This window comes from Parvularcula marina, from assembly GCF_003399445.1.
Classification (GTDB): domain Bacteria; phylum Pseudomonadota; class Alphaproteobacteria; order Caulobacterales; family Parvularculaceae; genus Parvularcula; species Parvularcula marina.
On the sequence record NZ_QUQO01000001.1, the window covers coordinates 1539362 to 1563552 of the forward strand.

The following is a 24191-nucleotide window of genomic DNA, read 5'->3' on the forward strand; positions in this document are numbered from 1 at the left end:
GGGGCCAGCTTGGGATAGACTCCGCCACCAGTTTGCTAGGGAATCTGGCTTAATTTTTGATTTCCAAGTGGTGGAAAATTAACGCTGGCGGACGATCCGGTAAGGTGCCGTTAACGATTGAGGGCACCCGGAAGGTCATATTCGCCGATGAGGTATTCGAGCAGGATATTCTGGATCCGCAGACTGCCGATTGAGGCGCTCGTATTCTCAAAAGTCGTGACAATCAGCTCTTCGCGAGCGACCGAAAGGTCGGATTGGGCATCCAGCAGATCAAGGAGTGAGCGCCGCCCGGCCTCGAACTGCTTTTTGTAAAGCTCCACGACCCGTTCGCTGGCATCGACTTGTTCCCGGAGGATATCGCGTTTGTCCTGGCTCGTCTGCAGGACGGAGATGATGTTGTAGGCGTCCTGTTTGAGCTCGCCACGCAGCTCTAGAAGAAGCTGGCGGGTCTCATTCTCCCGCGCATTCAACTGGCCTCGTTTTGCGGAAGACTGGCCGCCATCATAGGCCTGCCACGTCGCCGTCACCATTGCCCTTGCATCGGACGCCCAGCTTTCCGCCCCAAGGATATTTTCCTTGTACGCCGTCGAAACCTGCAGATCGATATCGGGCAGGCTTTCTCTTGCTACCGCACGGGATTGGTGCCGGATCGACTGCATCTCGCGCAACAGCGCCTGCATCGCGGGATTGTGTTGAAGGAACTCGTCCATGTTTTCGGATTTGAGCTCGTAAGCCTGGCTGAGATCCATGGCCGGCACGACGAGCGGTCCCGGCTCCAACCCTGTAATCCGTCGGAAATCTCCGATCGCGCGTTGCCGACGGTTCTGCAGGTCGATGAGATTGGTCCGGGCACGGTCGAGCCGGGTCATCGCCCGTTTCAACTCCGCCTCGGAGATATTCCCTGCATCGAAGTTCTTCTGAACGAGCGAGACGATATCCTCATGCGCTGTGATGTTTTCCTCGCTTGAAGCCACAAGCTGTTCGGCGCTGATGAGGTTGAGATAGGCGTTGATCGCAGCGACGGCTGTGTCTTCAACCGTGTCGCGCTTTTCCAGTTCACGAGCATATTGCAGGGATTTTGCCCGCTTGATGCTGTTCGATGTGCGGCCAAAGTCAAAGATCCGCTGGCGTATACGGACATAGGCTTCAGACCGCTGGAGAATGCTGACGCGTGGCTGTCCTTCCAGATGCGTCCCCTCAACGCCGCTTGCCCCGCCAAGCTGGACTTGCGGCATCATGTCGGCCCTGCTTGCGCGCACGGCATAGCGCGCATCTTCTGCCCGCCAGCGAGCTGCTCCGATCCGTGGGCTGTTCGACAGCGTATAGATCAGGACATCTTCGAGCCGCATCTGGTCACCAGAATTGTCCGGAGGTGCGATAAAATACTGATTGATGTCATCCCGTTTGAGCGTCGACTTGGTAACGATCGGCTCCAGCGCTTTCTGATATTGCTCCGCATCCCCATCATGCAGGCTTTCGCGCTGAACGATGAGTTCGGGGCCGCTCGGCTGTTCTTCCTCATCATCCCGATGAAGATCGAAAGAGAAACGCTGCAGGATTGAGCGCCTTTTCTCGGACTCTTCTGCTTCATTGATGACGGGTGCAGCTGCTGGCATCGGCGCGGGAGCCGCTGCCTCCACAGGCTGATCCAGCTCCAGCAATCGCTCTTCCGGCTCGTCTTCCTGCAGGGGAGCGTCGCCGCCTGCATCTTCGTCATTGACGATGGGATCTATCCGGCGCGGCTGTCCCCGAAGTGCTTTCTTGCGCGAGGCGCGATTCTCTGCCGTTGAATTCTCGGCGAGGCGGGCTTCGGCGAAGAACTTTCCGTCGTCGGCAGGCGGGACATATTCGAGCGCGACTGGCCCTGCACTCGCCTCGGCAATCAGCGAAGCGAGCTCGTCACTTTCATCAGAATTATCCTGAAGTATCAGCGATGTAGCCGCCACAGCCTGATGCAGCGCAGACACATGAAGAGTCTGCGCAGCACACAACGCCAATAGAAGCTGAGCAGATCGCAACGCCCATTCCCTCGCCGACGAGCCACGCGGCTGTGACGGCCATTAACCTCGGATTAAGGATGGTTACCATTCGTATCCTTACCCGATGCTTAACGGGGGAAAACGCCCTCTATTCGCGTAAGGCATTGGCCTGAATCCGTTTTACGGGGCGCAGGACATAGTCGAGGACACGCTGTTGACCAGAGATGATGTCGACCTCCGCCAGCATGCCCGGCACGATGGGATTGCCGTCGCCGAACTGGTCACCTGCCGCTTCAATCATGACGCGGAAATAGGTGTTCCCCTGTTCGTCCTGCAGCGCATCGGGTGAGACCTCGATGACCTCCCCTTCCATGCCGCCATAGCGGGTGAAGTCATAGGCGCTGACCTTCACGATGGCCTTGAGGCCGGTGTAAACCTTGGCACGGTCTTTCGGCGCGATCTTGGCTTCAACAGCGATTGGCGCATTTTCCGGCACGATCTCGGCAAGCGTCTGGCCGGGGCGCACGACCCCGTTCACGGTGTTGAAGTAGAGCTTGTTGATCCGTCCACTGGTAGGCGCACTGACATCGAAGCGCTGGCGGCGATCCGTCAGGGCCGCGATCGATTGCTCAAGCCGGGAGATCTCGGCTTCGGTTTCGGCAAGCTCGCGTTCCGCTTCGGATCGGAAGCTCGCTTCAGCTTCGCGCTTGCGGCTTTTGACCTCAGAAAGGGACGCATCGTTTTGCTGGACCTGGTGCTCCAGCTCGGAAACCTGCGCTTCCAATTGCTGGTATTCAGTCTCTGACTTGATGAGATCATTCCGCGCGACAGCGCCTTCGGCCGCCAGCCCGCGCAGGCTCTCAAGGCGTTCGGACATCAATTCACGCTCGCGGCGCTTGCTCGTCAGGGCAGATTGTTTCTCGGACAATTCGACCCGGCGCTGGGCAACCTGTTCGTTCAGCACAGACAGCGTTTCTTTTTGCGTCTGAAGACGGCGCTCAAAGAGCCGTGCCTGCTGGGATATCTGGTCCTGAGCCACCTCGAAAGGCAGGTCGAGGAAGTCGAGTTCTTCCTGGCCATTCGCCTCCGCCTGCAGGCGGCGCTTACGGATCAGCGCATTGCCCAGAGCCACTTTCTGCGAGGCGAATTCAGCTTCGGCAAAGCTGCTTTCGATCCGCATCATGACCTGCCCCTTCTGGACATAGTCACCTTCCTGAACGAGCACCTGACTGATAATCCCGCCTTCAAGGTGCTGGATAAGGGCGTTCCGCTCCTGCGAGACGATCCGCCCACTGCCCCTCGTCACGCGGTCGACCTGACAGACCGCCGCCCAGACAAGGATTGCCCCGAATACGACCGCCACGATACGGACGAAGGAGGCACTGACCTCAGTGGTAATGGCATGAACAGGATCTGCGAGCGGATCCGTTTCCTGCCCGGAGCCCTCTGTCTTGTCTAAATTCAGCACCGATCAAGGTTCCACTTATCGTTAATGGACCATTACCGATTGCCCCCTAACAATTTGCTACCAGCGTATGAGCGCCCCAGAGACAAAGAGTGATTGATGCTGAACCGGCTCACCAGATCCCTGCCTTTTGTGAATGGGCCGCATGGCCATGAGGATGAAGTCGCGGTGGCCCCTGTGTCGGCCGAAGCGCTCCCTGTGCCGCTGTCGATCGCAGAGGCTCTCTCACGCATCTCCGATCAGTATGTGGAGTCCGGCATTCCGGTTGGCGCAGACGAGCATGACCTACCCCGAGATATCGCAGGCCCCGAGACCATCGCGCTCATGTCTGAGCGGCTCGGCCTGAATGTCCGTTTCGAGACCATTTCACGCAAGACGCAGCGCAAATTGCCGCCCGTCTCTATCGCGCTGACCAAAACCGGCGGTGCTTATATCCTGACCGAAAGCCTCAAAGGGGTTTTCATCGAAGGGAAATCCGGCAAGCTCGATACGCAGCTAGCCGCGCTTGAGCCCTTCCTCTCTGGCCGGCTGATCATTCCCAATCTTGAGAATAATGCTGTCCGCCGCCTTCTGGGTCAGGCGAATTCCGCCGCCAACTCATTTGCTGATGAGCACCGTACGACCATTCTCGGCCAGTCGCTCCGTACCCTCTGGAATGATCACCGGCCGCTGCTGATCCAGCTCGCCACCGCCGCGATCCTGACCAACATGTTCCTGATCGCACTGCCGCTCTTCATCATGTCGGTTTATGATCGGATCATTCCGCATTCGGCCATTGAGAGCCTTCAGACACTGGCGCTGGGGATCACCATCATCCTGCTCGCCGATTTAGGGGTGAGATATGCACGCCTGAAATTCGTCGATGCGCTCGGCCTGTCCCTGTCTTCACGGATCCAGCGGAAGATCTACCAGCAGATCCTTTTCGCCCCCATGGCGAAATCGCCCAAATCCTCTTCCGCGCTGACGAGCCTGCAAGGCGAGATCGATAATTTCACGCTCCTCTTGCCGGAAGTTCTCGCCGGAATCGTCGCTGATGCGCTCTTTTCCATCACGGTTCTGATGATCGTCTTCATGATCGGTGGGCCTGTCGTATTTGGCCCGATTGCCGGGATGATGATCGTCGTGGCGCTGATTGCCAGCACGGCCAATGCGACCATGCGCCAGAACAAGATTTCGATGAGCCTGCGCAGCGCCACAACGCAGCAGATGAACGAGACCATCGACTCGCTTTCCAGCATCAAATCGACGGGAGCAGAGTATAACCTGCTCGCCCGCTATGAACGCCTGACCGGGCTTTCCGCCGGGCAGCTTCATCTGACCCGCCACAAGGCGCGTTTTGCCTCCAACGCTGCCAGCATCATCATTCAGCTGACCATTGTCGGCACGGTGGTCCTGAGCGTCTTCCGCATCAGTGGCGGGATGATGTCGATCGGCAGCATGGCCGCCATCACGATCCTTGTCGGCCGCGCGGTCATGCCGATTGCGCAGCTCACCGACAATATCTGCAAACTGCTTGGCACGGCCGCGGTCATCAACAGAACGCTGGCTGATCTTCCCGAAGAGGAGCCGAGCGCCCGTGACCTGACCAGTAACCGCCGGTCCTTTTCGGGCAAGATTGCTACACGGTCCGTCAGCTACACCCATCCGGACACGGAGAGGCCCGCCCTTGAGGGAATGAACCTTGAGATCAATGCCGGTGAACGGATCGCCCTTGTTGGCCGGAACGGCAGCGGCAAAAGTACCCTCCTCCGGCTTCTCTCATGTATCTATGCGCCCAGCACCGGGACCATGCTTTATGACGACCACGAAGCAAGCCAATACGGCGCCCGTTTCTTACGCCGTCAGATCGGCTATCTCGATCAGGATGTCGTCCTCGTGCAAGGCAGCCTGCGCGACAATATCTGCCTGGGGCTGACGGAAATCGACGAGCAGCAACTGGCCCGCGCCGTTCAGCTCTCCGGTGTCGACCGGTTCGCGCGGCTGCACCCGCAAGGCTACGGCATGAATGTCGGCCCGCGGGGCTCTGCCCTTTCCGCTGGAGAGAAACAGTCAGTCGGTCTTGCCCGCCTTTTCATGAGGGATTGCCGTGTTCTAGTGCTCGATGAGCCGACCTCGATGATGGATCAATCGGCAGAAGCCCATATCATCGAAGCGCTCAAGGCCCTGCCAAGTGACATCACGATTATCGTCAGCACCCATCGCCTTCGGCTTCTGAATGCCGTTGATCGCGTGATCACGCTTGATGCCGGACGGATCGTGAAAGATTCAACTGTCAAGGAATTGATGGCGATGCAGGCGCCTGCGAAAAGCGCCGCCAACAGCTAAAGCCAAGAGCAGTTCAGGGACGGTAGGAAAAACCGATATTCAGGACGGGATAGATTTTCAGCCCGTCAATTTCGTCCTCGACGTTTTCCTGTTCAAGCAAGAGATCGGCTAGAAAGCCCGGATCCTCGCTCAGCAATCCGTCTTCGGCTGACAGCCGGACGTCAGGTGAAGCCGAGAACAGCATCCCGGCACGGACGAACACATTGACCCGCCGGTCACTATAATAGGTGCTGTCCCAGCCCGCCCCGACATAGGGCATCAGTTCACTCGCCTGCACCGTGCCGGAAATCACGCCCACCTGTTCAGGCGTATAGATATTGCCGCCAATCTCGACATCACCATCTGGCGTTCCATCCAGCGAGAAGCCGGGATCCTTGCCATAAAAGAGACCTGAGGAGATCGTGAAACCGTTCTGGAAAGGGTGGTAGTCAATCGTCGCGGTCGCGCCACTCAGATCAGCAGAGAGATCATACTGCACGCCGTCATAGTCTTCATCAGCGGCATCAAGCTCCGCATATTGAAGCCCTGTGCGGATGATGAACTTGTTCGAGAAACGGTGATGCAGGCTGATGCCGATCCCTGTTGTTCCGACCTGTCCGTCGACCGCGAGGCGGTCTTTGATCCCTTCCGCGCCTGCCATGGAGGCGATGGCCAACAACGTCGCAGCAACGGGCATGATGAACCTCCATTTAGGGCAGGACAGATGGATATCTGGGGAAAATGGAAGGGTGCCTGATAAGAAAGTGTTAACGCTCTTTCCTCGTCAACCTTAATTCGAGTAACCGTATTTAAGCGAATGGCCGTTAGAAAACCTTTGGAAAACAGGGTTTGATAGTGGCATGAATTCCATCCGTACTGAATTTGTCCGTATCGGCGTAGTGGCCGCGATCCTATTCACGCTCGCTCTCTGGCAGCGTGATTTCATCGTGTCCGCCATTCAGTCGAATGTCCCTCTTAACCTGACGATTATTGGGACTTTTGCATTCGGTCTCTCTCTCGTCGGCATGGCCCTTTATGCCCTGCGGAACGAATTTCTTGCCCTCTATGCCCTGAAAGAAGCACATGAGGATGCTGAGCGTGAGCTGCGGAACCCTGATGCCGACCCGATGTGGCGGTTTGAGCGCGCGCACTCACCTGCCATTGTTTTCAAGCGTCCACGGATTCTCGGGCAGGCCTATGATCTGATCTCTGAGCAGCTTGCACGTGACCACACCCTGACCATCAATGCTGCGACGATGCAGACTCTGATGGAAGGTATCGATGATCGGCTTGGGGAGCGGCGTGGGCTGATCACTTACGTTTCAGGCATCCTTGTCTTCCTGGGCCTCATCGGGACATTTATCGGCCTGATGGTGACGCTGGCATCTGTCGGCGACATCTTGGGGGGCTTGGATCTCGATAGTGCAGACCCAGCCGCAACCGTGTCGGCCCTGATGGCGAACCTGCAGACGCCTCTCGGCGGGATGGCAACAGGCTTTTCGTCATCCCTATTTGGTCTTGTCACTTCACTGACGATCAGCATCATGTCACAGCTTGTCGGCCGGGCAAGCGGCAATCTGAAATCTGATTTCTCCCGCTGGCTCTCCACCATTGTCGAGCTTCAGGAGAACCCAGCCAGCGGTTCATCGAAGGCCGCCGCTCAACACAGCGCCGCCATCGAAGAGAAACGCCTTGCACTTCTGATGCGGACCGCACGTTATGTGGTGAACTCCTCACAGCGCCAGAACCGTACTCTGAACACCTCACTTGAGGTGCTGCGCAAGCTGACCGAAGAAAACCGCGAACAGAAAAAAGAAATTGCCCAGCTGGTCCATGTTGCCCGCGTCCTGACGCGCCAGCAGATCCACACGACAAGAGCTATGCAGCAATCGAGTGAAGCGATTTCCTCCCTCGCCCGCGCTACTGACCTGAAAGATGAGGTCCATAAAGTCTCAACGATCTTCAGCAGTGACCTTCAGGAACGCGACATGCTTCTGCATGACACGCTTGAATCGCTCCGTCTCGAGATTGCCGCGAACAAATCCGCGCAAGGCCAGATTACGTACCGGGATGATTCTGAGGCTGAGTATCTGTCAAACGCCCTCGCCGAGGACAGCGTGCAATATGATGTCTCTCGCCTGCAGAAATTGGTCCGGACGATTTATTCGATGGAGCAGTCCGCCGGAGCCAGCGCGGATGACGAAACTAACGAACCCCGCATCGCGAAGGAGGCATAAGCATGTCTATTCTATCCGTACTTCGCAAACCCAAAAAACCCGCCTCACCAGCACCTGTAGACCTTAGCTCTTCCGGCTATAGCGACAGCGAGCTTGAGAAATTCACGCAAGCGCAAAAAGATGCGCTGATTGAGCGTCTTGAAAAGGACCGGCTCAAGAATGAGCATCTGAGAACGGACCAGCGCCAAAGCTGTTTCCTGATCGCGCGCCTCGAATTTGTCGAGAAAGGCCTCGGCATGGATGGCGTGGTGACGGATGCCTCGCTTGGCGGGATCAATTTCCGTCCGGCCTCCCGTTTCATCCAGGAACGGACGAATGAGCGTATCGTGGTCCACATCGGCGATGTCGCGCTCAAAGGCATCCTGCGGCGTACGCAGCCAAGCGGCTATGGAATCCAGATAAACCCGCGCATGACAGACGAGCAGTTTGCAGACATTCTGGAAGCCTCTGCTCTGCCATTTGAGCAAACCATCTAACGTGACCGGCGGGCTTTTTGGCCCGCTGGCATGCAGTATCAAGCACCCGCGTCAGCAGATGCGCTTTTTCACGCGATCCACTTTCTCTCATGAGAATCTTCGGCACGCCTGAGGTTTATTTCGAACACGTACTTATCCGGCCGGTAATGCGCGACGATATATTCGACAGCCCGCTTGTTCTGATCGTGCACGATCCGCGTCACGCGGGTCAGCGGAACACCGACTTCCACTTCAAGCGCTGACGCCAGATCCGGTGACGCGGCCACCGCCGTGACGGTCTGGCGGGCGCTTGTCATATGCACGCCTCTTGCCTCGAGAATCGCGAGGAGCGGCTTGGCGCTCAGATCCTTGCGGCCAATGCCTTTTGCGATGTCGCCTGGAACATAGCTGACAACATGGGAGAATGGCGCGCCAGACAAACGCCGGCGGCGGACAACATATTGAACAAGATCGCCTTCTCTCAGCTCCAGCGCTGACGCGACGATCGCCTCTGCCTTGCGCATTTCAAATGCCAGAAGCTCAATTTCCGTTCGTTTGCCGACGATCAGTAGATTCTCGATGAGCCCGTCGAAATTGGCCTTGGGCGCCCGCGCATGCATCTCATAGCAAACGGTCGTGCCCCGCCCCTGCTGGCGCGTGACATACCCCTCTTCGGCCAGTTCATTGAGGGCCCGGCGGATCGTGATCCGCGAGACGTCAAATTCTTCGCAGAGTTTCGCCTCGCTAGGCAGAACTGTGTTGAAAGGATAATCGCCGCCGACGATGCGGTCGCGCAGCACAAGATACGCCTGATGATAAAGCGGTGTGTGTGCTGACGCATTGATGGGCGCCGACCCCTCGACCGGTTTTGGCATCTCAGCCGCAGACTGCTTTTTCTTCATTGCTGATTCTTCCGCCACGTCCTGCGCAGTCACCTCGCTCAATGGGTGCGTCCTTCAGATCGCCTTTTCGCGCAGTCAGAGGACGGCTTGCAATGATTAGATATATCATATCATTATGACATTTGCAGGAAAAACGGCCCGCATTCAGCGAAAGCCGATGCTGCAGGGAAAGCCCATGTCCGAAAACCTGACCACTCTGCTTTTTCTCGCCTTCTTCAATGTGGTCCTGCTGGGGATCGGATTTTTCGCCTATCGACGCGTCAAGGACAACAACGACTTCATTTTGGGCGGCGCCAAGCTGGGGCCCTTCGTCTCCGGGTTGTCCTATGCGGCCAGCACTTCTTCCGTATGGGTTCTTCTTGGTTATTCAGGATATGTCTATGCCGTTGGCCTCTCGGCCCTTTGGCTCTTGCCCGGCATATGGGGCGGCTATGTCGCTGTCTGGCTAGGACTGGGCAAAAAGCTGAATGATGAAACACGGACCCAAGGCCATCTGACGCTTACGAACTATATCTCTCACGGCCAGCCTCGGCGCGCGCACGCCATCATCGCAGCGATTGCCACGCTTCTCATTGTCTTCTGTTTTACTTTTTATGTCGCTTCCCAGCTTCAGGGCGCCGGCAGAACTTTCGAAACCTACTTCGACTGGAAGTTCAGTTATTCCGTACTGATTGGAGTCGTTGTCGTTCTCTTTTATTCTCTTCTGGGCGGCTTCTGGGCCGTCTCACTGACTGACACCATTCAGGGGCTATTCATGGTAGCGATCAGTCTTGCTGTACCGATCGCCGCACTGGTTGCTGTTGGTGGCCCCGCAAGCCTCCTGAGTACCCTGCCTCAGGCGGCACCTGCCGGGTTTCTGAATGCGACTGGCGGCTATCAGGGCCTGACGCTGATCCTCTTTGTTGTGGGTTCCATCAGTATCGGTCTTGGAACGCTCGGCCAGCCGCATCTCCTCAATCGTCTGATGGCGCTTCGCGACGACAAAGCACGCAAGCAGGGATTTGCCATTGCCTTCGGTTGGAGCATCGCTGTTTATCTGGGTATGACGCTGCTGGCCTTGTGCGGTCGCGTGCTTTTCCCTTCGCTGGAAGCATCAGAGACGCTGCTGTTCCAGATTTCCGCTGAATACATGCCCGGGATCATGAGCGGTGTCGTGATGGCGGCCATCCTGTCAGCCATCATGTCGACGGTCGACAGCCAGTTGCTGGTCGTCTCCTCCTCCATCACACATGACATGCAGCTTGAGCGGATCGCGCCGCGGCATGCGGTGCTCGTCTCCAGGATCGTGATGATCCTCGTTGCCGCTCTGGCCGTTGTGCTGACCTTTCTGGCGCCGGATACAATCTTCCAGCGCGTCCTTTTTGCCTGGACCGCGCTTGGTGCCGCGTTCGGCCCGATCGTGGTCGCTCGCGTTATAGGATTTAAGCACGGCCCAGCCACTGTCATGGCCGCGATGCTTGTAGGCTTCGGCTCCGCCGTGACTTTCTTTTTGCTGCCCAACACGCCGGGAGACATTGCGGAGCGATTGCTCCCATGGTGCTTCAGCATCGTCATTCTGATGGCTAGAGCCAAGCGAAACGCATCAAAGCGATAACTCCAACTTGTATTTCATATAATATATGTGGCATGGCGGGCCGGTCGCAGTGCCGACTCCAGTTATAAAGAGCCGACCGGGAACCATGCATGCCATCTTCTGATTATAATGTAGCGATCATCGGCGCAGGCCCTGTCGGACTGTTCTCGGCGCTCCGGCTCTCCAATCTCGGCGTTTCCTGCGTTGTTCTGGAGGCGGAAAATGAGCTGCCCGAAGATTTGCGCGCCTCGACCTTTCACCCGCCAACATTGGATATTCTTGAAGATGCCGGCATTGCGGATCGGTTGATTGCGCAAGGCCGTGTCTGCCCGACATGGCAGATCAGGCAGCATCCCGACCATGATTACGTGGAATTCGATCTCAGTGTCCTGAGCGAGGACACCCGTCACCCCTATCGCCTGCAATGCGAGCAATCACGCCTTTGCAAGCTGCTTTTGAAAGAGGTGCTTGAGCGCGAAAATATCGATGTGAAATTCGGCTATCGCCTGACGGACCTGACGCAGGATGACACCAGAGTGTCGTTGGCGTTCGAAACATCCGATGGCGTGGAGACGCTTGAAGCCCGCTATGTCATCGGCGCGGATGGATCGCGCAGCCAGGTCCGGCAGGCATTGAACTTCCCATTTGAAGGGCTGACCTATCCGGAAACGACCATCCTCGCGACCACGCGTTTTCCGTTCGAGGAGCATTTACCGAACCTTTCCGGCATCAATTATGTCTGGAAAGAAGGCGGCACATTCAGCCTCCTCCACCTGCCGGATCTGTGGCGGTGCAGTCTTTATCCTGATGCGGACGAAGATATCGAAGACGCGCTCAAGCCTGAATCAATTCAGCGAAAGCTGCAGGAAATCGTTCCCAATGAAGACGGATACGAAGTCGAAGATACCCGGCGCTATCGCATCCACATGCGTATCGTTGATGATTATCGCAACGGCCGCGTGATCCTCGCCGGAGATGCTGCACATATCAACAGCCCAAGCGGCGGCATGGGAATGAATGGCGGCCTGCATGACGCATGGTTCCTCACCCAAGCCCTGCACGAAGTTGATCAGGGTGCCCCCATTGAACGACTCGACAGGTATACGCGCCAGCGCCGTCCCGTCGCCGAAGAGCAGATCCTGAAACAGGCAGATGCGAACCGGAAAAGGATGCAGGAGCGCAATCCCGAACGCCGCAGCGAGATGTTCGCGCAACTCAAAGAAAAAGTCAGTAGCCGAGACACCCTTCATGCGCACCTGCTTCATTCTTCCATGATCGCAGGCTGGCGCCAGTCGATGGCGATCGACTGATGCCGGATCGGGTCTATGATTACGGTCGGAATGCGCGCATCGGTGTCGCCACGCCGCAGGCAAACCCCACCGTCGAAGCAGAATTCAGTGTGCTCTATCCGCGCGCTGTGTCCATTCAGGCGAGCCGCCTTGTCAGTAAAGCTGCCAATCCCCTCGCCCGTCTCACGGCTTATTTCGAGGAGCTTGAAGACACGCTCGGCACCTATGGCGGCATGCATTTGTCAGCCTTCGGATTTGCCTGCACCGGAAGCTCATACCTTGTTGGCGCAGAGCGTGAAGATCAGGCATGTAAAAAGCTCTCTGAGCAATTCGGCTATCCAGTAGAAACCGCAGCCAGAGCCATTCTTGCCCGCCTGAAAGCCGAAAACATCAACCGCATCACTATCGTCATGCCCTATCCCCAGCCGTTGGTGGAGGCGGCCGTCGCTTATTGGCGCAGCCGGGATCTGGAAGTTGTCAGTGCACATCGCGTGGAAACCCGCACCGCGGACACAACGACGATTTACGAGTTGACCAGCCAAGATGCGACCGAGGCGCTGAAACCCCTTGATACGGAGAACACGGACGCCATTCTGTTAAGCGGGACCGGCATGCCGACACTCGCTTGCATCGCAGGCTCCAAGAAAAACCTGCCCGTTCTGTCCTCGAATTATTGTCTTGCCTGGCGCTTGCTTGAACTCGCAGGCGCATCCGACCTGATTTCAGAGGACGGTTTGGACATCAGCGGCTGGGAAGCCAGACTTGCGGAATGCGTGCCCTGATCAGGTATGGCGCCATTGCGGGCGCATGGTGGCGCTCTCCCGCGACAGCCGCATGAAATATTCGTACTTGTCCGGACGATAAAGGCTGACCTGATAAATGCAGGGCTCGCCATCCGCATCATATACTGTCCGGCGAAGCTGGATCAGGGCCGACCCTAGGGGAACGCCAAGCGCCGAGGCGGCGGGGTCATGCGCCAAAGTCGCGCTGATGCTTTGATCCGCGCAGGAGGCGCGAAACCCGGCCCTTTCTAGATGAACGAGTACCGGATCATTTCCCAGCGGTATATCCGCCAGTGGTTTTGCCGTCTTGGGCGCCACATAGACGCGGCTGTAGGAAAACGGCGCATCATCATGCAATCTGAGTCGAACGACACGAAAACATTCCGTATTCGGTTGTAACCGCAGCGCCTCAATCGCATGGAGGGTCGGCACTTTCCAGCCGGTTTCAAGATTTTGTGCCTGCGCTGCCAGACCGCGGGTCAGCAGATTGTCGATCGGCCCCCTGATCAGCGGCGGCGAGGGCTCTTCTTCCCGCGGGGCCACGCAACTGCGCGCACCGCGACGGCGGATGACGAGATTTTCTTTCTCAAGCTGATTGAGCGCCTTGCGCACCGTCACCCGCGACACGCCATATTCGGCCGTCATCTCACTTTCGGACGGTAGCGGCTCTCCCGGCCCAAGTTCGCCATCGCGGATCTTCTGGGCCAGCAGAACATAGAGCTTGTAATAGACAGGCACGCCTGCGCGCGAATGTCCTTCCTCTCCATCGCCAAATGAGGCCTTCTGGTTTTTCGGCGTGTGGCCGGCAGCCTTCGCCTTAGCAGTTGTCACCGGGGCGATCCTCTATGTTCTTGTTTTGCAACCTGTCGTCATAACGGCTTACATAGCAAGTCAATCCAGAGCTCAAGGGTCAGAAATCAGTTGCGCCCGTCCGGAACTTGTATCTAATGTAGACCAAGTTACCGAGCCCCTTGCCGACCCAGCGGCTGAAAAGGAACCTCATGTCCGACACGACCGGCGACATTGCAGCAAGCCACAAGATACCGGCACTTTGCGGAAACATCATCGGCGGGGAAACCTATACGCAGGGCGATCAGATACCCGTTATCTGTCCCGAGACCGACGAAGTCGTCACCCATGCGGTTGAAGCCGATGATGAGACTTTGGATCTCGCTATCAGGACAGCTCAGGAAACCTTCGAACAAGGCGAATGGTCAAAAGCCTCCAGCGATCACCGCCAGAAAGTGCTTTTCCGCATCGCGGACCTGATTGAGAAACATCAGGAAGAGCTGGCTTGGCTTGAGACACTGAATATCGGCGCTCCGATCCGGCAGTCCGAAACACGTCACGTCACCCGCGCTGTCCTGAACTTCAGGTTTTTCGCCGAATACTGCTCACAGACATCCGGTGACGCCTATTATCAGCAGCCAGATTACCTGACGGTGGTCACGCGCGAACCGGTGGGCGTTGCCGCCCTGATCGGTCCATGGAACGCGCCCATCGCCCTGACCACAATGAAAATTGCTGGCGCTATTGCGTTCGGCAATAGCTGCGTCGTGAAGCCATCAGAAATCTCTCCCCTGACGGCCTTTCGCGTTACGCAGCTACTTCTTGAAGCCGGCCTGCCCGAAGGCGTCGTAAATCTCGTGAATGGACGCGGCGGAACCACGGGCGCGGCGCTGTCATCGCATGACGGCATTGACCGATTGTCCTTTACCGGCGGCACCGCCACCGGGCGCGCCATCATGTCCGCCGCAGGCAAGAACCTCGTGCCCGTCACGCTGGAGCTCGGCGGCAAATCCGCGAATATCATTTTCGATGATGCCGATTATGAACAGGCCCTGGACGGATCATTGCTTGGTATTTTCAGCAATAATGGTCAGCAATGCCTCGCAGGTTCACGCATCCTCGTGCAGCGGTCCATTTTCGACCGGTTCGTTGCTGATTTCGTCGGCCGTACGAATAATCTGCGCATGGGATCGTCCTTTGATCGCCGCACGGAAATCGGTCCGCTTGCGACCAAATCCCATTTCAACCGTGTCCTTTCCTTTGCTGACCTTGCGCGCGAAGAGGGGTGCGAGATCCTGACCGGCGGTCGCGCCGCGGATGGATACTCCAGCGGGTATTTCTTCGAGCCGACCGTCGCCGTCACGCCGCGAAATGACCTCCGGATCTGTCAGGAAGAAATCTTCGGCCCCTTCGCCACTATTCAGGTCTTTGACACGCCTGAGGAAGCATGGCGGATCGCCAATGAATCCGACTTTGGCCTTGTCAGCTATGTGTGGACATCAAGCCTTGAGACCGCAACGACCGCCCATAAAGCCATCAAGGCCGGCATGGTGCTGATCAATACGCCCATTGTCCGGGAGCTGCGCGCGCCCTTTGGCGGGTTCAAGGATTCAGGTGTTGGCAGCGAAAGCGGCGCATCCTGCGAAGCTTTCTATACAGAACAAAAAACAACCGTCATTCCCATGGCGAAACCCAATCTGCCGAAGCTTGGATCGGAAGCCTAGTGAACAAGAATGTGACGGATGCCCCGACGCTGAACCCGGGCGAAGACGGCCAGCCGAAAGTGGCGGGCGCCTACGATCCTGCGAAAGCCCTGCCACTACTATTGTGCATTGGCTGGGGGGTCGGAACATTCGGCATCTCCGTCATGTTCAATTCCGTCAATCTGCTGCTGCAACGCTATGCGACGGATTTTCTCGGCATCGCGGCCGCCTCTTATGGCGTGATCTATTTCCTCTCAAAGATTTACGATGCCATCACCGATCCCCTGATGGGGGCAATCTCCGACCGTACCAAAAGCCGTGCCGGTCGCCGCCGTCCCTATCTCGTTCTTGGCGGCCTCGTTTCCGCCGCAGCCTTCATCGCCCTTTTCAATGCGCCGAGCATTGAGGAAACCCCATATGCGATCGCAATCTTTGCGGGTCTACTGATCTTATATTCGACCGGTTATACGATCTTCAACGTCCCTTATCTCGCCATGCCGGCGGAGATGACGACAAATTATCTCGAACGCGCCCGGCTGATTTCATTTCGTGTGTACGCGATCGGTTTCGGCAGCCTTGCGGGTCTCTCCTTTGCCCCGATGCTGGTTGCCATGTGGGGCGGCGGACGCGAAGGGCATGTCATGCTCGCCTGGATCTATGGCGCATTGATCCTTATCGCGAGCATCACCTGCTTTGCTGCCACCAGTCAGGCGCGCGCAACGACGAACGTAGAGAAATCACCGCTGAGCCGCGCGGAGAAACTCAAACTCATCTTCACGAACAAGCCGTTCATGATCCTTGTTGGTGTCAAGACATTGCACCTTGCGTCTCTCGCCGTAACGCAGGCCGCGTTCATCTACTTTGTCGTCTATGTTCTGGATAAAGGCTATGGCGCGCTCGGCCTCCTCGGCCTTGCCAATGCCGCCGGTATGTTGGTCGGCAACCCTCTGTGGTATTGGGCAGCCAAGAGACTGCGCGACAAACGCATCCTCTATATGTGTGCGTCGGTTTTCGCCGGATTAGTCTTGTTGAGCTGGTGGTTCTCCTCTGCTTCCGAGCCCATGGAAGTCACAATGCTGCGCAAGTTCCTGCATGGCATCACCACGGCGGGGTCGCTTCTCTTCGGTCAGGCCATGCTGCCAGACGCCATCGCTCATGATGCTCAGCGCTCCGGGCTTCGCCGCGAAGGCATCTTCGCCGGGATTTTCACCACCGCAGAGAAGTTCGCTTTCGCAGTGGGCGGAGCAATCACCGGGATTTTCCTTGGCCTGATGGGATATATTTCGTCGACGACAGGTGCAACGGATCAACCAGAAACTGCTATTAGGGCGATCTATCTGTGCGTTTCCGTCCTGCCTGCGACACTGTTGTTCTTCAGCGTCCTGTTGCTGACGCAGTATAATTTGAGCGAAGATCAGGTTGAGGCAGCAGCCAGATAACACCGGCCGCACTGCTTCCGACCTTTATGTGAGAGGACATCTATATGGCCCGGAATGCACAGCACGACCTCCTCACCCAGCCGGCAGGTGATATCGCCGCGCGGCAGCGCTATGTGCTCGCCTTCAAGAAACGTGTGGAGCAGATGCGCCGCAAGGCACGCGTCATTTATGACAAGCGTATCGCCTCGGACGTTGCCTCCCAGCCGGAAGGCGACGTGAGGGACAATGCGGTCCTCAATGCCCTTTACAAAGACGATCTCTATCAGACGATCTGCACGCTAAAGCTGACAGGTCAGGAATTGATGTGGTCGGCCATCGCCGACACGGTGGAACCCTCCGCCGAAAACCTATCGTTGCGGTTTGATGCACTTACAAAATCGAAGTCCAATCTTGGCTCCGTCACTCTTGATCCGGCGTTGGAACTGCCGGAAGAACTGAAAAAGGTTCACATACATCTTCAACCCGGGGGCTACCTGCGGGATGAAGGCCCCTCCGACCTTCTAGCCGGTGCCTATTATGAGGAGGGCGGAGCGCTTTATTCACGCGGGCAGAATGTCGGTACGCGCGAGAGCAAGGCAGAATGCATGATCCGCTTCCTTGGCGAATGGAAACCCGACTTCAAACCGGCGCGTATTCTCGATATGGCGTGCTCTGTCGGCGCGTCATCCGTTCCCTACGCCCTCACCTTTCCCGATGCGGAAGTTCACGCCATCGACATCGCGCCATCCATGCTGCGTTATGGTCACGCGCGTGCAGAAGCGCTGGGCGCGAGCGTCCATTTCCATCAGATGGATGTCGCCCAGACGAAGTTTGAAGATAACAGCTTCGATCTCATCGTGTCGCATAACGCGATGCATGAGATGTCCACAGAGACGCAAAAAGCGATGTTCAAAGAGTCGTGGAGGCTCCTGAAACCCGGCGGAATTTGTGTGCACCAGGACGTTCCGCTGCGCTTCTCAGAACTCGACAGTTATGAGAAAGCGGAACGTTCTTTCGATAAATGGTTCAATGGCGAGCTTTACTGGACCGACTACGCACAGAATAACTGCAAGGACATGTTCGACGCCGCGGGGTTTGATACCTCGAAAGGCTATTTCGGCTCTTTTGAACAGGCCGACAAAACTATGAAATGGTATCTTGCCGCTGTCGAAAAACCGGCAACCGACGGGTGATCAGATGGATATCGATTACACAAAAGATCCCGTGACTTCCGCAACGACGCGTCCGGAGTTTTTCGAAACCCCCGGTCTCGATCGGCTTTACGCCATGCTGGTTGGCCTCACGGAGCAGTTTGCCGTCTCGCTTGAGCGACACGACACCCTAAAGCAGATCCTGATCGCAAAAGGTCTCGTGACAAAAGAAGAGATTGCCCAATACACCCCGTCGCAGGATGTCATCCAGCAACGTCAGGCCGCTCACGAGCAGCTCGTCAACGCCATCCTCAAACCCATTGAGGAAGAACTGCTCGGCCTTGACCGTCAGTAACAGGACAAGACACGAACCTGTCCGCATCTGACATCATGTCAGTGAAATCGTGACGGGTGCAGTATTGCACTCCTACCCAATCATCACTTCCGCAACTTACCCTCTCATCACTTCAATCTGCAGTCGCATGCAGCGATCTTTTGGCCACACCAGATCGAGCCAACATGTTGCACATATGTGACAACTTGGGGGATTGCGCATCCGAAGCAGATGTATTGTTTCTAATACAAGTGATTTTGGATTATGCTTTTGCGTAAGCAACAGAGGGCTGGAGGCTACCGCTCAAGATTGAGCGTCGGCAAGCGGTAAAGGAGACAGCGATTATGGACATGAAACGTACACGCTTTTTGGCATTGCTAGCGACTTCACAGATCGCGCTTTGCGTCGCACTGCCAGCCAGTGCGTCCGCACAGGAAGAAGAGGCAAGCGCGCCTACCGGCGACGTCATCGTTGTGACAGCCCGCAAGAAGGAAGAAACCCTTCAGGATGTTCCGCTCTCAGTCGACGCGTTTGATTCAGAGGGCCTGAAAGAACGCGGCCTCAAGGATATCAGCGAGGTCAGTAACTTCACGCCCGGCTTCACTATGGAGAAATTCGGCGGACGCCGCGGTGCCGAAGGCGACACGTCCCGCCCCGTCATTCGCGGCCAGTCAAATATTCTGGGTGAAACCAACGCGGCCGTCTTCGTTGACGGGATCCTTTATTCCGGCTCCTTCCTGTCCTTCCCGTTTGCTGCTGTTGAGCGGGTTGAGGTCGTCAAAGGTCCGCAGGCGGCACTCTTCGGCCGCGCGACTTTTGCTGGTGCCGTAAACGTCATCACAAAGAAGGGCACCAATGAGTTCGAGAATAATGTCACCGCGACGGTGGCAGACTTCGGCGAATATGACATCAATGTCAGCTCGAGCGGCCCGCTCATCGAAGACAAGCTCTTTTATTTCGTTCACGGACGTTACTACGACTATGGCGGTGAGTATAAGAACTCACTGGATGGCCAGAAGGTCGGTGAGGAACAGACAATCGGCTTTAACGGCTCGCTTGAGTTCCATCCCTCCGAAACTGTCAGCATGACGCTGCGTGCAGGTTATAATGAGGACGATGACGGCCCCGCCGCACAGGTCGTGCAAAGCCGTTTCTTTAATAACTGTTTCCTCGATCAGGCGCGGCAATTTTACTGCGGTGAAGTCCAGGAATTCGACGAGACGACACTCGATCTTGCCCGCCTCGGTGACGATGCCGGCCTGACACGCGAAGTCCTCCGCATCTCCGGTTCGATGGAATGGGACATTGGCGGCTCCGGCTATATTCTGTCCTCAAATGCTGGCTACACGGATTCCTCGTCCGTTTATGGCCAGGACAACACGTTCCTCGGCAACCTCAATAACTTTGCAGGCAACACGCTGGTCCGTGTGGAGCATATTGATCAGGACGAATGGTCAGCGGAACTCCGGCTCGACACACCGGCCTCGGAATCAATCCGCGGTACGATCGGCACCTTCTACTATGAGCGTGAGAAAGAGTCGTTCCGCCGCTTCCCGATGTCGACAGCCGTCATTGCGGATTTCGGTACGCAATATACGGATAACTGGGCCATCTTCGGCGCGGTAGAAGCCGACCTCTCCCCGGCACTGACGGCACGGGCTGAGATTCGCTACTCTGAAGATACGATCGGAGTAGAAACGGCCGCAGGCCCCATCCTCGAAGAGACATTCTCCTCGGTGACGCCGCGCTTTACTATCGACTATCAGGCAACGGACGACATGCTGCTCTATGGCGTGATCGCTCTTGGGAACAAGCCGGGCTACATCAACGAAGACCCTGCTCTCCCGGCTGATCTGATTTACGTCGATGAAGAAGAAGCCTGGAACTATGAGATCGGCGCCAAGACGAGCTGGGCGGACAATACGTTCTTCCTGAACGTCGCAGCCTATTTCATCGACTGGGACAAACAGCAACTCAGTAACTCGGTCTTTGTAGGCGGCGTGCCGACCTCGATCGTCACGAATGCCGGTAAGACAGAAGTGAAGGGCTTTGAAATCGACTCTCAGTGGATCCCGACGGATGAGCTGAAATTCGATGTCGGCTATGCGTATTCCGATGCAGAACTGACCGATTTCTGTGACCCCGTTCAGGGGGGTGAGCTGACCGGTTTTGACTGCGTGAACGACGATGGCGTTCAGGGCGGCCAGACGGCAGGCAATCAGATCCCGAACTCGCCGAAGCATCACTTCACGGCATCTTCTCAGTATACGAAGCCCATTATGGATGGTCAGTATGACTGGTTCCTGCGGGGTGATTACGCCTATATCAGCAAGAAATATGCTCAGGTTCATAACTTTGCGCATACCGGCGATCGCAGCCTCCTGAACCTGCGTACCGGTTTCGCCAAGGGCGATGCGTGGAAGCTGACCTTCTTCGTTGATAACGTCCTCGACGACAAAACGCCGTCGACAGTGGTGCGTTATGCGGACCTCGTGAACGGCAACTTTGCACCGCAGCCGCCAGAACAGAACAACGTTCCGGGTACAACGCCTTATGAGCGCGGCTTCCTCTTCCCGCTGGTCGAGTCCCGCCAGTTCGGCGCAACATTCTCCATCAACTTCTAACCTCCCTGGTAAGTACGACGAAGAAAAGCCCCGCCATCATGGCGGGGCTTTTTTTTGTCCGCATACAAATGCAGAAAAGAAAGCTGCTTGACCTAATACGTGGCGCCGAGCGGCCGCCCGGCTTCCGGAATGAAGCCGAATAGTTCCTCATCAGGAAGAGCCGCCTCTACGATCTTCCGGCATTCAAGCAGGCCATCAATATCCACGCCCGTGGAGACACCCATCGCCTCGAACATGTAGACGAGGTCTTCCGTCACGATATTGCCGCTCGCGCCAGGTGCCGTCGGGCATCCACCCAAGCCGCCCAGAGAGCTGTCAAAAGTCGTCAGTCCCTCTTCAAATGCCGCAAGCGCATTGGCTAGGCCAAGCCCTCGCGTATTGTGGAGGTGAATGCCGTTAATCTTCCCATCGCCTGCGATAGATCGCGTCAGGCTGATCATTTGGCGTACAGAGACCGGGTTGGCGTATCCGGTCGTGTCAGACAGGCCGATTTCATCAACCCCGATAGCCGTCAGCTCCTCGGTAAGCGTCGCTATTTTCTTCTCGCTGACCGTACCTTCAATTGTGCAGCCGAAAAGCGTGGACAGGCTGACTTCAAAATGTGGGCGATTGTCGGCATCGATTTCTGCCAGCAGGGCCATGATCGCCCGTGCCTCATCCAGCATCTGGGGATGGGTCCGATTGACGTTCTTTATACTGTGAGTTTCGCTGACGGACAGCGGCAAGGTCATCTTGTGCGCACCAGATTCCACTGCCGCCTTTGCTCCGCGTATATTCGGCACAAGGACTGCGATCTCAAGACCATCAATGTGCCGAGCACCTGCGACGACTTCTGCCGTATCTGCGACCTGCGGCAACAGCTTAGGGTTCACGAACGAGCCGACTTCGACCTCACGCAAGCCGGCCTTTGCCGCCGCTTCGATCCAACGGAGCTTTAGCGCCGTTGGCATGATCGATTTGCAGTTCTGCAGCCCGTCACGCGGGCCGACTTCGCTTATCAGGACGTTGCTCATATCTCGTCTTTATATATCCATGGCCTTTTTATCCGATGATCACGGATAAAATCTTCAATTTTCGCTGAGTGCGTTTGCGTCAGGTCGACAGGGTCAAAGCCGTTCAGCAACATCTCCCGCTCCGCATCTGCAAGCTGGAAAGACATGATGACGGCTTCGCTCTCGCTATTCATCAACAACACACATTTGTTCAGGTCGATCTCGATCTGAGGCGGTTGTGCCGAATCCTGAAGATCTGTCGCCAGCCGTGCAATTGAGGCTCGCGGCAGAGAAACGGGCAACACGCCGTTCCGAATGGCATTCGCGCGAAAAATTGATCCGAAGCTTTCCGCTATGACGGCGCGGATACCATACTCAGCGAGCGCCCAGACCGCATGTTCGCGCGACGAGCCGCATCCGAAGTTCGCGCATGCGACAAGGATGGTGGCATTCTGAAAAGCCGGTTTATTGAGAATAAAATCAGGGTTCAGATCACGCGCATTGGGCGTCAGATAGCGCCAGCCTGCAAAGAGCCCCTCGGACAGTCCTGTTTTGCCAACCGTCTTCATCTCCCGGGATGGAATGATTTGGTCCGTATCAATATTGTCCCGCAGGAGCGGTGCGGCAATGCCTCTATGCGTGGTGAAAGGTTTCATACCGGCCTCACCCCGCCCGCCTCTCGCGGATCGGCGATGACGCCCTCGATAGCAGAGGCTGCAACGGTCGCCGGGCTGCAAAGATGTGTACGCACGCCGGGGCCTTGCCGCCCTTCGAAATTACGGTTGGTGGAGCTGACCACTCTTGCGCCCGGCGCGAAGGTGTCTCCGCCCGCATAAAAACAATATCCGCAACCGGGCTCTCCCCATTCAAAACCGGCTTGTTTGAAAATCTCAGCAACCCCTTCTGCTTCGGCCTGACGTTTGACCGCTTGCGAGCCTGGCACACAGATCGCTTTGACGTCTGGCGAAACCTGATTGCCTTTCAGAATGTAAGCGGCGGCGCGCAAATCTTCGATACGGCCATTTGTACACGAACCGATAAAGGCGCCATCGACTGCCTCACCTAGAAGACGCTGACCGGGCTGCAATTCCATATAGGCAAGTGCGTTTTCAGCTGCCTTTCTTTTCTCCGCAGGCAAGTCTGCAATGAAGGGAAGCGTTTGATCAATGCCGCCTGACTGTTCGGGACTGACCCCCCAGCTTATCTGCGGCGCCAGAGCATCCGTATCGAGAGTGATATTCTTATCGAACACAGCTTCTTCATCAGAGGCAAGGTCGCGCCACCATGACAAGGCATCATCAAGCTGCGCGCCTGTTGGCGCAAACTCCCGGCCTGCTAGGTACTCAAATGTTTTTTCATCCGGCGCGATCAGCGCGGTGAAGGCCGCAAACTCAACCGCCATATTGCAGAGCGTCATGCGCCCTTCCATACTCATCTGGCGGACGCCTCCGCCAGTGAACTCGACAGCGTGATTGGCCGCTGCGCCTGCTCCGATCTGAGCGATCAGTGCCAGAACAATATCTTTTGCATAGACACCCGGATGCAACCCACCTTTCAGGGTGACCCGCATATTTGCCGGTTTCTTCTGTTTCAGCGTCTGCGTTGCCAGCGCATGTTCAGCGGCGGATGAACCGATCCCCCAGGCCAGCGCACCGAACGCGCCCAACGAACAAGTATGGCTGTCGGGACAGACAATGCTGACACCGGGCTGCACGATACCAAGCTCCGGCGCCATGACATGCACGATCCCCTGCCTTGCATCATCGATATCGATAAGCGTCACCCCGGACCGTGCCGCCGACTCTCTGGTCGATGAGATAAAGACATCACCGCCGGGCGTTCGCGCCTCATTCCGCGTACGGCCGGGCCGGTTCGACACGATATGATCCATTGTACAGAATACATGGGCGGGCGTTTTGACCTCGCGCCCTTTCTCCCGCAGCGCCTCCAGCGCCACCGCCCCCGTGCGCTCGTGCAGCAGGATGCGGTCGATCAGGAGGAGGTCTTCGCCTGACGCGTCCGATTGAATGCAGTGCTCCTGCCAGAGCTTGTCAAATAGGGTCGAAGACGGCGTCATGTGCCTCTTTTCATTGTCCTGAACCGGCATTCCGGCCTGTCACGGCGCTTGCTACTATGCACAGCAAATGTTATATCTCTATAACATTAAATCAAGAACCGATTTAGAGAAAAGCAA

General features: G+C 56.7%; 19 protein-coding genes. 11 read left to right on the forward strand and 8 right to left on the reverse strand.

Annotated elements, in window-relative coordinates; genetic code table 11:
* Window positions 1-110: 110 nt before the first annotated feature.
* Complete coding sequence (locus DX908_RS07410) at window positions 111-1967, reverse strand: TolC family protein (RefSeq protein ID WP_147303751.1); 1857 nt, start codon at window positions 1965-1967, stop codon at window positions 111-113.
* Window positions 1968-2127: 160 nt separating this feature from the next.
* Window positions 2128-3447 carry an HlyD family type I secretion periplasmic adaptor subunit gene (locus tag DX908_RS07415; RefSeq protein ID WP_116391725.1) on the reverse strand — a complete coding sequence of 440 codons (1320 nt, stop codon included), beginning with the start codon at window positions 3445-3447 and terminating at the stop codon, window positions 2128-2130.
* Window positions 3448-3543: 96 nt separating this feature from the next.
* On the opposite strand from DX908_RS07415, the gene DX908_RS07420 reads away from it, so the two are divergent.
* Window positions 3544-5769, forward strand: coding sequence for an ATP-binding cassette domain-containing protein (locus DX908_RS07420; RefSeq protein WP_116391726.1), 2226 nt, complete (start codon window positions 3544-3546; stop codon window positions 5767-5769).
* 13 nt (window positions 5770-5782) lie between these two features.
* Here the strand turns inward: DX908_RS07420 and DX908_RS07425 are convergent, their stop codons facing one another.
* Window positions 5783-6445 (reverse strand): hypothetical protein, encoded by a 663-nt coding sequence (locus DX908_RS07425; RefSeq protein WP_116391727.1) that lies wholly within the window; start codon window positions 6443-6445, stop codon window positions 5783-5785.
* Between the two features lie 163 nt (window positions 6446-6608).
* Between DX908_RS07425 and DX908_RS07430 the strand changes: the two genes are divergently transcribed.
* Together DX908_RS07430 and DX908_RS07435 are read left to right on the forward strand one after the other, a co-directional pair.
* Window positions 6609-7985: a hypothetical protein gene (locus tag DX908_RS07430; protein ID WP_116391728.1), complete on the forward strand. Its 1377-nt coding sequence runs from the start codon at window positions 6609-6611 to the stop codon at window positions 7983-7985.
* 2 nt (window positions 7986-7987) lie between these two features.
* The gene (locus tag DX908_RS07435) at window positions 7988-8461 is read left to right on the forward strand and encodes a hypothetical protein (protein WP_116391729.1); all 474 of its coding nucleotides are present in this window, start codon (window positions 7988-7990) and stop codon (window positions 8459-8461) included.
* A 68-nt stretch (window positions 8462-8529) separates the two neighbouring features.
* Here DX908_RS07435 and DX908_RS07440 read toward each other — a convergent pair whose 3' ends face one another.
* Window positions 8530-9375, reverse strand: coding sequence for a GntR family transcriptional regulator (locus DX908_RS07440; protein WP_233508717.1), 846 nt, complete (start codon window positions 9373-9375; stop codon window positions 8530-8532).
* A gap of 142 nt (window positions 9376-9517) precedes the next feature.
* Between DX908_RS07440 and DX908_RS07445 the strand changes: the two genes are divergently transcribed.
* The 3 genes from DX908_RS07445 to DX908_RS07455 all read left to right on the forward strand — a co-directional run bounded on the left by DX908_RS07445 (window position 9518) and on the right by DX908_RS07455 (window position 12986).
* Window positions 9518-10936, forward strand: coding sequence for a sodium/proline symporter (locus tag DX908_RS07445; RefSeq protein ID WP_158548570.1), 1419 nt, complete (start codon window positions 9518-9520; stop codon window positions 10934-10936).
* A gap of 89 nt (window positions 10937-11025) precedes the next feature.
* Window positions 11026-12225, forward strand: coding sequence for an FAD-dependent oxidoreductase (locus DX908_RS07450; protein WP_116391732.1), 1200 nt, complete (start codon window positions 11026-11028; stop codon window positions 12223-12225).
* Window positions 12225-12986 carry a maleate cis-trans isomerase family protein gene (locus DX908_RS07455; protein ID WP_116391733.1) on the forward strand — a complete coding sequence of 254 codons (762 nt, stop codon included), beginning with the start codon at window positions 12225-12227 and terminating at the stop codon, window positions 12984-12986. The genes DX908_RS07450 and DX908_RS07455 overlap by 1 nt, the downstream gene beginning before the upstream one ends.
* Here DX908_RS07455 and DX908_RS07460 read toward each other — a convergent pair whose 3' ends face one another.
* The gene (locus DX908_RS07460) at window positions 12987-13817 is read right to left on the reverse strand and encodes a GntR family transcriptional regulator (RefSeq protein ID WP_116391734.1); all 831 of its coding nucleotides are present in this window, start codon (window positions 13815-13817) and stop codon (window positions 12987-12989) included.
* Window positions 13818-13987: 170 nt separating this feature from the next.
* On the opposite strand from DX908_RS07460, the gene DX908_RS07465 reads away from it, so the two are divergent.
* The 5 genes from DX908_RS07465 (at window position 13988) to DX908_RS07485 (ending at window position 21005) form a co-directional block, all read left to right on the forward strand.
* Entirely contained in the window at window positions 13988-15499 is a 1512-nt protein-coding gene (locus DX908_RS07465; RefSeq protein ID WP_116391735.1) for an aldehyde dehydrogenase, read from the forward strand.
* The gene (locus DX908_RS07470; protein ID WP_116391736.1) at window positions 15499-16917 is read left to right on the forward strand and encodes an MFS transporter; all 1419 of its coding nucleotides are present in this window, start codon (window positions 15499-15501) and stop codon (window positions 16915-16917) included. The genes DX908_RS07465 and DX908_RS07470 overlap by 1 nt, the downstream gene beginning before the upstream one ends.
* A 44-nt stretch (window positions 16918-16961) precedes the next feature.
* Entirely contained in the window at window positions 16962-18089 is a 1128-nt protein-coding gene (locus DX908_RS07475) for a class I SAM-dependent methyltransferase (protein WP_116391737.1), read from the forward strand.
* Window positions 18090-18093: 4 nt separating this feature from the next.
* Window positions 18094-18402, forward strand: a complete 309-nt coding sequence (locus tag DX908_RS07480) for a hypothetical protein (protein WP_116391738.1) — start codon at window positions 18094-18096, stop codon at window positions 18400-18402.
* 329 nt (window positions 18403-18731) lie between these two features.
* Window positions 18732-21005, forward strand: a complete 2274-nt coding sequence (locus tag DX908_RS07485) for a TonB-dependent receptor (RefSeq protein ID WP_233508651.1) — start codon at window positions 18732-18734, stop codon at window positions 21003-21005.
* A 92-nt stretch (window positions 21006-21097) separates the two neighbouring features.
* On the opposite strand, the gene DX908_RS07490 is transcribed toward DX908_RS07485, so the two are convergent.
* The 3 genes from DX908_RS07490 to DX908_RS07500 are packed head-to-tail and all read right to left on the reverse strand — an operon-like array spanning window position 21098 to window position 24074.
* The gene (locus DX908_RS07490; protein WP_116391740.1) at window positions 21098-22018 is read right to left on the reverse strand and encodes a hydroxymethylglutaryl-CoA lyase; all 921 of its coding nucleotides are present in this window, start codon (window positions 22016-22018) and stop codon (window positions 21098-21100) included.
* On the reverse strand, window positions 22015-22653 hold the full coding sequence (leuD, locus tag DX908_RS07495) for a 3-isopropylmalate dehydratase small subunit (RefSeq protein ID WP_116391741.1): 639 nt from the start codon (window positions 22651-22653) through the stop codon (window positions 22015-22017). Before leuD ends, DX908_RS07490 begins: the two co-directional genes overlap by 4 nt.
* Window positions 22650-24074, reverse strand: a complete 1425-nt coding sequence (locus DX908_RS07500; RefSeq protein ID WP_116391742.1) for a 3-isopropylmalate dehydratase large subunit — start codon at window positions 24072-24074, stop codon at window positions 22650-22652. The genes leuD and DX908_RS07500 overlap by 4 nt, the downstream gene beginning before the upstream one ends.
* Window positions 24075-24191: the final 117 nt, after the last annotated feature.

Bases quoted from the DNA above. Each gene is read 5' to 3' on its own strand.
- DX908_RS07420 (WP_116391726.1), top strand. From the start codon at position 3,544: ATGCTGAACCGGCTCACCAGATCCCTGCCTTTTGTGAATGGGCCGCAT.
- DX908_RS07425 (WP_116391727.1), bottom strand. From the start codon at position 6,445: ATGCCCGTTGCTGCGACGTTGTTGGCCATCGCCTCCATGGCAGGCGCG.
- DX908_RS07430 (WP_116391728.1), top strand. From the start codon at position 6,609: ATGAATTCCATCCGTACTGAATTTGTCCGTATCGGCGTAGTGGCCGCG.
- DX908_RS07435 (WP_116391729.1), top strand. From the start codon at position 7,988: ATGTCTATTCTATCCGTACTTCGCAAACCCAAAAAACCCGCCTCACCA.
- DX908_RS07445 (WP_158548570.1), top strand. From the start codon at position 9,518: ATGTCCGAAAACCTGACCACTCTGCTTTTTCTCGCCTTCTTCAATGTG.
- DX908_RS07450 (WP_116391732.1), top strand. From the start codon at position 11,026: ATGCCATCTTCTGATTATAATGTAGCGATCATCGGCGCAGGCCCTGTC.
- DX908_RS07455 (WP_116391733.1), top strand. From the start codon at position 12,225: ATGCCGGATCGGGTCTATGATTACGGTCGGAATGCGCGCATCGGTGTC.
- DX908_RS07465 (WP_116391735.1), top strand. From the start codon at position 13,988: ATGTCCGACACGACCGGCGACATTGCAGCAAGCCACAAGATACCGGCA.
- DX908_RS07475 (WP_116391737.1), top strand. From the start codon at position 16,962: ATGGCCCGGAATGCACAGCACGACCTCCTCACCCAGCCGGCAGGTGAT.
- DX908_RS07480 (WP_116391738.1), top strand. From the start codon at position 18,094: ATGGATATCGATTACACAAAAGATCCCGTGACTTCCGCAACGACGCGT.
- DX908_RS07485 (WP_233508651.1), top strand. From the start codon at position 18,732: ATGAAACGTACACGCTTTTTGGCATTGCTAGCGACTTCACAGATCGCG.
- DX908_RS07490 (WP_116391740.1), bottom strand. From the start codon at position 22,018: ATGAGCAACGTCCTGATAAGCGAAGTCGGCCCGCGTGACGGGCTGCAG.
- leuD (WP_116391741.1), bottom strand. From the start codon at position 22,653: ATGAAACCTTTCACCACGCATAGAGGCATTGCCGCACCGCTCCTGCGG.
- DX908_RS07500 (WP_116391742.1), bottom strand. From the start codon at position 24,074: ATGACGCCGTCTTCGACCCTATTTGACAAGCTCTGGCAGGAGCACTGC.